Consider the following 6,433-nt stretch of genomic DNA (forward strand, 5'->3'; position numbering starts at 1 on the left):
GCCAACAGCGAATCTATGATGACAGCAGTTATTGCAGTAGTTATAACTCTACTGTCTTTTTTAGCTACTTATTTAAATCTATAGTTAGTTAGTAATAAGCATACTTAATACTTAATGATAATGAAAATGAAGATGTTTTTGGGTGGGGTAATTGCCCTGTTGGGATTTGCCTCATGTGGTAATAGTAATCAGGTTAATCAGAAGATGGAGGTTGCCGAATATCCGGTAATGACAATGGCCAGACAAGAGGCGAATATGCAAACCGTATATCCTGCAACAATCAAAGGACAGGAAGATATTGAAGTAAAACCCCGTGTAGATGGCTATATAGAAGCTATATTCGTAGATGAAGGCTCTGCTGTAAAAGCCGGTCAGGCATTATTCAAGATCAACTCTCCTTCTTCCGAACAATCTCTTACTTCTGCACAGGCTGCCGTGAATAGTGAAAAAGCACGGGTGAATACAGCACAGGTAGATGTAGCACGTTATCGCCCGTTGGCCGAGAAAGGAATTGTGAGTGAAGTGCAACTGCTGACGTATGAAAATGCTTACGAAACAGCATTGGCCTCTCTGCAACAAGCCGAAGCTACGCTGAAGAATGCAAAGGCTACGATGAGTTGGACAACCGTAACCAGTCCTGTAGATGGAGTTGTGGGTTCAATACCCTATCGTACTGGTAGTTTGGTAAATAGTGCCAACACATTGACCACCATAGCCAATACAGGCAATGTGTACGCTTACTTCTCATTGAATGAGCGAAAGCTGATGGATTTTATGGATGGTGTAGAAGGATCATCGCAATCTGAAAAAATAAAGAATATGCCTCCTGTTACTTTAATTCTCGCAGATGGTTCGCAATATGAAGAAACCGGCAGAATAGAAACCATAACCGGAACCGTAGATATAACCACCGGTACTGCAAACTTCCGTGCCGAGTTCTCTAATAAATCGGGCAAACTGAGAAGTGGAACAAGTGGAAAGATTATCATTCCTAAAGTTCTTGACGATGTGTTTGTAATACCTCAGAAAGCTACATTCGCACAACAGGATAAAGTTTTGGTCTTTAAACTGGAAGGCGATACCGTAAAACAACAGATTATATCCGTTCAAACCATGCCAAACGGACAAGATTATGCCGTAACAGGCGGACTGTCGGACAGAGACAAAATTGTGACCGACGGTGTGGCAACACTCCGGAACGGAATGAAGATATCAATAAAATCAGACCTGGACCTTACTGCTTCTAATTAAGCTCAACAATTAACTTTCATTTGTGTGTGTTTCAAAAGATCCTCCTATGCCCAAAAGGCGTAGGGGAAGGATCTTTATGCACTATTTGCATCCATTTTAAAACAAGAAAACATGTTAAAAACATTCATTGAACGTCCCGTTTTATCCACCGTAATATCTATTATCATCGTAGTATTGGGGATAATAGGAATGAACATGCTACCCGTAGAACAGTATCCCGATATTGCTCCCCCTACCGTGCAGGTCGAGGCTTCGTACAGCGGAGCCAACTCCGATGTAATCATGAACAGCGTAATCATTCCATTGGAAGAAGCCATTAACGGTGTGGAAGGGATGACATATATGACCTCATCCACCGAAACCGGCGCTGCTACAATAACCGTCTATTTCAAACAGGGAATCAACCCTGATATGGCAACGGTAAACGTGCAGAACCTTGTAAACCAAGCCTCTTCTCTGTTACCGGCCGAAGTAACGCAAGCGGGTGTAACTGTTACAAAACAGCAGACGAGTAATATCCTGATGATGTCTTTCGTATCCGAAAACCCGGATTACGACGCCAAGTTTCTACAGAATTATGCCAACATCAATATTATTCCCCAGATCAAACGTGTGTATGGGGTAGGTAGTGCCGAGGTGTTTGGAGCAAATGACTATTCCATGCGTATCTGGCTGAAACCCGACGTGATGGCATCTTATAAAATCTCAACGGATGAAGTGATCAATGCACTCAGGGATCAGAACATCGAGGCTGCTCCGGGCCAGTTGGGAGAAAACAGTAACCAGGCATTCCAATACACGCTGAAATATACCGGACGATTATCTTCCGTAGAAGAATTCGAAAACATTATCATCCGTTCATCCGAAGGAAAGATCGTCCGGATGAGCGATGTTGCCGGTGTAGAACTAGGCTCATTAATGTATAGTGTGGTTACAAATACCGATGGTAACCCTGCTATTATGATGGCTATCAGCCAGACCGCAGGTTCAAATGCGCAGGAAGTAATTAAAAAAGTAAAAGAGGAACTGACAAAAGCAGAGGAAGATTTCCCTCCCGGATTGAAGATTACATACCTTATGGACGTAAGTGACTTCCTTAATGCCTCTATAAATAAGGTAATAACTACGCTGCTCGAAGCATTCGTACTTGTTTTCCTTGTTGTGTTTGTATTCCTTCAGAATTTCAGGTCCACACTTATACCCGCTATTGCTGTGCCGGTAGCCATTATCGGAACCTTCTTCTTCCTGTGGATCATGGGCTTCTCTATCAATCTGCTCACCTTGTTTGCTTTGGTATTGGCCATTGGTATTGTGGTCGATGACGCCATTGTGGTGGTTGAGGCTGTGCACGCCGAGCTCGAAAGCGGAGTCAAAGATCCTAAGCAGGCAGCCATTAAAGCAATGGGCGAGATAGCTCCGGCCATTATATCTATTACACTGGTTATGGCCTCGGTGTTTATTCCGGTAAGTTTCATTGGCGGGACAACAGGTATATTCTACAAACAATTCGGACTGACGCTGGCGGTTGCCATCTTTATTTCTGCTATCAACGCCCTGACGTTAAGTCCCGCTTTGTGTGCCCTTTTCCTGAAACCGCACGATGAGAAAGAAGGAAAAAAGAGTTTTATCAAAAGGTTCTACTACTTCTTCAATATCGGATTCGAAGCGGCTACTTCCAAGTATAAAAAGTCGTTGGTCTTTTTAGGAAAGAAAGGCCACCGTTGGATTACTGTCGGTATTATTGCAGTGAGTTCGGCCATACTTTTCGGACTAATGAACATCATACCTACCGGATTCGTACCGCAGGAAGATAGTGGTGCGGTGATGGGAATGATCACCCTGCCTCCGGGTTCGTCTATGGAGAGAACCGACTCCATTGTGCAGGCAGTCAACGAGATAGCCAATGAAATACCCGAAGTGAAGAATCTGGGTAGCCTTAGCGGGATAAGCTTTATGAGTGGGTTGGGTAGCTCGTATGGATCTCTGATCATTAAAATGGATCATTGGGACGACCGCAAAATCACAGCAGACGAGATTGCCGCTATCCTGACCGAAAAAACAAAGTCGATAAACAACGCTACGTTCATGTTCTTCGGTACACCCACTATTATGGGATTCGGACTTAGCAACGGGGTGTCTGTAAACCTGCAAGACCGTACGGGTGGCGATATTTATAAGTTTTACGATGTGACCAATGACTTCCTCGACCGGATGAATCAGCGAGATGAAGTAATGATGGCCATGACCACGTTCAACCCGAACTTCCCGCAGAAGCAGCTGGAAGCCAATATGCCTAAGATTAAAGATGCGGGACTGACGCTGAGCGAAGTCATGGGAGCAATGCAGGCGTATATCGGTAGCCAATATATATCGAACTTCAACTTGTATGGTAAACAATTCCGTGTCATGGTACAGGCTGCGCCCGAATACCGCTCGAAGCTGGAAGACCTGGACGGACTGTTCGTAAAGACAGCAAGCGGTGAGATGGCTCCTGTAACTGAATTTCTGACCATTACAGACGTTACAGGTCCGGAAACCCGTACCCGGTTCAACTTGTATTCGTCTATGGAGCTGACCATTATCCCTAATTATCCGGGTGGATTTAGTTCGGGCGACGTGATCAAGGCGCTGGAAGAAGTAAAGAAACAGTCTTTGCCGTCGGGATATAGTTATGAGTTCTCGGGCATGACGCGCGAAGAAGCAGAAAGTAGCAGCCAAACCGTATTGATATTCGGGCTTTGCTTGATTTTCGTTTATCTGTTGTTGGCCGCTCTGTACGAAAGTTACATCTTGCCGTTGGCTGTTATATTCTCGCTGCCCGTAGGGTTGGCAGGCGTATTTATCTTCCTGTCGGCATTCGGGCTAACTCAGGGAATTACAAATAATATTTATGTGCAGATATCGCTCATCATGCTTATCGGATTGCTGGCGAAGAATGCGATCTTGATTGTAGAGTATGCCATCCAACGCCGAAAACAGGGAATGCGTATCATTGATGCAGCGGTTAATGGTGCAGTAGCCCGTTTCCGTCCGATCCTGATGACCTCTTTCGCTTTTATTTTCGGACTTTTGCCTTTGGCTCTTTCAACAGGTGCAGGCGCCATGGGCAACCGTTCTATCGGTATCAGCGCTATTGGTGGTATGCTTATCGGTACGCTGATCGGGGTACTGGTCATTCCTTCCCTGTATATCATATTCCAGTCTATACAGGACAGGTTCAGTAAATCGGGTATGGTAAATTCGAATGACGAGGTTATTACACAACAAAATCAAGAATAATTATGAACAGAAACAAATATACAAGAGGATATATTCTATTGGGGCTTGTTGCCCTGATAGGATTAACGTCCTGCGGGTCCGCATATCATTACAAAACACCCGATTATGATGCAGATAATTTATACGGAGAAATGACATCGGCCGACACCATGACCATAGCCAACACTCCGTGGCAGGAATATTTTACGGATGCTCATCTCATCGCCTTGATAAACAAAGGTATCGAGAATAACTTCGACCTACAGATAGCCTATACCCGTATACAGCAGGCAGAAGCTAGTTTGGGGATGGCAAAAGCTGCTTATTTCCCCGATGTGGCATTGGTGGGGCAGGTGAATCATTCGCGCCATAGCAACGGTCAGGATGGTAAGGATGTGTTGGGGTATCACTCTACAGATTATTCCCTTGGCGTATCGGCAAGTTGGGAACTTGATCTTTGGGGAAAACTCAACAAACAATCGAAAGCAAAATATGCCCAGTTCTTAAACAGTCATGCTTATAAGAACCTAATCCATAGCTCCTTAGTAGCTAATATTGCTACATCCTACTACTCCTTATTGGCACTGGATGAGAAACTGGGCATTACCATTGAAACGGTGAAGCTTCTGGAAGAGAGCGTAGAAACCATCGAGGCGCTGAAAATAGCCGGTTTGCAAAACGGTGCAGCCGTTGAGCAAAGCAAGGCGTTGCTGTATAGTACGCAGACAAGCATTCCTGATTTGGAAAGTCAGATCAGGCAGATGGAGAATTCGATATGTGCCATGATTGGACGCAAACCGGGGCCGATTGCCCGTTCTACCATTTCCGATCAGCGATATTCCAATCAATTTGAGTATGGTATTCCTGCGCAAATGTTGGCTAAACGTCCCGATGTGCAACAGGCGGAACTGTCTTTTCGTTCTGCATTCGAACTGACGCATGCGGCACGGGCTAGCTTCTATCCGTCAATTACACTAAGTTCGGGAACGCTGGGGTATGGAACGTCCAACACTTTATCCAATTTCTTCAAACCCGAAAACATTTTTGCCAGTATTATTGGCGGACTGACTCAGCCTCTTTTTGCTAAAAAGCAATTAACCGGAAACCTGAAAATAGCAAAGGCACAACAGCAGGAAGCGTTGTTAACGTTTGAACAAACCGTCTTGAATGCCGGACAGGAAGTAAACGATATATTGTTCTCTTTCGAATCTTCGTTGAAAAAGAATGATACACGGAAAAGGCAGATCAAGGCGTGTCATAATTCCGTATATTTCACTCAGGAACTTCTGAAAGCGGGTGATGCAAATTATACGGAAGTGCTTACGGCAGAACAGAATCTGTTATCGGCATTGCTAAACCAGGTGAATGACAGGTTGGAACAGTTACAATGTTCTGTGAATCTGTATAAAGCGCTGGGCGGTGGAATAGAATAAACTCTGTTTTTGGTGTCTCTCTCTTCTATTCCTGCGCATTCATACAACTATCTCTGATATCATAATATGTAGTTTCTTACGTTAACGAATCTATTCGTTGGTACACGTTATACGTTTCGTCGCACCGTGGTATATCTTTCGTCGCACCAAGATGCGACGAAAGATATACCACGGTGCGACGAATAAATTTATTAATACGGAAAATACCTTCATTCATATGAGCTATAGTTTCTTTCGGTCTGATTATTAATTTGTTGCAACAAGCGTATTTTATATCTTCCAGACCGGAGTTTTCTGTATATTCTTGTTTTCCCAGAAAATATTCATTATCCCGATAGGGAGTTTCTGAATAAAGCCTGTCTTTATTTGTAGATTAATTTATTAACCATTTACAGTAGTGTCCGGAGAAATCCCCGAAACGATTAATTAAACATTTAAATATCAATGATTTATAGCGGTTTTATTTTTTTTCGATTTGAATTTATAGTTTT

At 43.7% G+C, this 6,433-nt stretch carries 3 protein-coding genes; all 3 read left to right on the top strand.

Annotated elements, in window-relative coordinates; all coding sequences use genetic code 11:
- The first annotated feature begins 120 nt into the window (after positions 1-120).
- The 3 genes from D0T87_RS19280 to D0T87_RS19290 all read left to right on the top strand — a co-directional run bounded on the left by D0T87_RS19280 (position 121) and on the right by D0T87_RS19290 (position 5,942).
- Positions 121-1,251, top strand: a complete 1,131-nt coding sequence (locus tag D0T87_RS19280; protein WP_163177110.1) for an efflux RND transporter periplasmic adaptor subunit — start codon at positions 121-123, stop codon at positions 1,249-1,251.
- Positions 1,252-1,362: 111 nt separating this feature from the next.
- Entirely contained in the window at positions 1,363-4,530 is a 3,168-nt protein-coding gene (locus D0T87_RS19285; protein WP_163177112.1) for an efflux RND transporter permease subunit, read from the top strand.
- 2 nt (positions 4,531-4,532) lie between these two features.
- Positions 4,533-5,942 carry an efflux transporter outer membrane subunit gene (locus D0T87_RS19290; protein ID WP_163177114.1) on the top strand — a complete coding sequence of 470 codons (1,410 nt, stop codon included), beginning with the start codon at positions 4,533-4,535 and terminating at the stop codon, positions 5,940-5,942.
- Positions 5,943-6,433 lie beyond the last annotated feature (491 nt).

The sequence above is a fragment of the Bacteroides sp. 51 genome (assembly GCF_010500965.1).
Taxonomy (GTDB): domain Bacteria; phylum Bacteroidota; class Bacteroidia; order Bacteroidales; family Bacteroidaceae; genus Bacteroides.